The following is a 1,100-nucleotide window of genomic DNA, read 5'->3' as shown; positions in this document are numbered from 1 at the left end:
TGTTGAACTCAACCTTCGGTAGCTAAAGGTTAACCGTTGGTATATTGCTCATAAACAAATCCTTATAATTATGAGCAAAATACGTAAAAATTACGGATGGCTCAATAGCCGTCCTAACTCAGCCAAAACGTTAATAGAAAAAGCCAAACACGAAGTCCCGGGATTTGCCCTGCATATCCGGAAGTTTGAAGAACAAATTACCATCAAATCCTATGCTGAAAGTACTGTGTTCAGCTATTCCCGGTCCATCGCACAGATCAGTTTGTACTTCAAAAAGTCTCCTTTAGACCTGGAGCCTGATGAGATCAATTCCTATCTATTCTCCCTGAAACAAGACAAAGATCTTAGCGATACTTTCTTCAAGCATGCCGTCTATGGGCTTCGCTTCTTCTACCGGATCTATGAGCTGGAAGATCGGGCCATCCGGCTTCCCAATTTGAAAAACAACCGAAAGCTTCCCATCGTCTTTTCTCAGCAGGAATTACGAAAACTCTTCAAGGCCCCTCAGCGCCTAAAGCAGCGCGTACTGTTATCCCTGATTTATTCTGCCGGACTCCGCGTCAGTGAGGTGTGTAAACTCAGAATCACCGATATTGATTTTGACCGCAAACAAATCCACATCAGAGAATCCAAAAACAACAAAAGCCGGTATGTCGTTCTGAGTGCCTATATCTCACAAGGTCTGCTCCAATACATCAAGGGCGCAAAGCCCAAAACCTTCCTCTTTAATGGTAGAGAAAAGGGTACTCCTCTCGGTCATAGTGCTGTGCAACAAACCTTCCGGCTGGCCATGCAAAAAGCCGGTATACTAAAAGAAGCCTGTGTACACACACTTCGCCACAGTTTTGCTACGCATCTGCTTGAGCAGGGGATAGATATTGTAACCATCAAGGAACAGCTGGGGCATGCACATATACAAACCACCATGATGTATTTACATGTGGCTAAACTTGAAAGATCATTGGCACATAGTCCCTTTGACAGGCTTTATCCTCCAACATCCTGAAGCCTGAACATGAGCTAGCCGATATTATCCGAATTCATGGAGGGAGTTTTCAGGAGAAATTCGATCCTCCCGTTCAGGTCAAAAAGACCCTGAA

At 44.4% G+C, this 1,100-nt stretch carries 1 protein-coding gene; it reads left to right on the top strand.

The genetic code is table 11. The annotated features are described in order from the left end of the window. Positions 1-70: 70 nt before the first annotated feature. Entirely contained in the window at positions 71-1,006 is a 936-nt protein-coding gene (locus tag GKS34_RS23165; RefSeq protein WP_163387530.1) for a tyrosine-type recombinase/integrase, read from the top strand. The last annotated feature ends 94 nt before the right edge of the window (positions 1,007-1,100 follow it).

The organism is Cyclobacterium jeungdonense, from assembly GCF_010994275.1.
Taxonomy (GTDB): Bacteria; Bacteroidota; Bacteroidia; order Cytophagales; family Cyclobacteriaceae; genus Cyclobacterium; species Cyclobacterium jeungdonense.
Note: the sequence above shows the minus strand (reverse complement) of the source record. Positions and strands in the feature narration are given on the sequence as shown.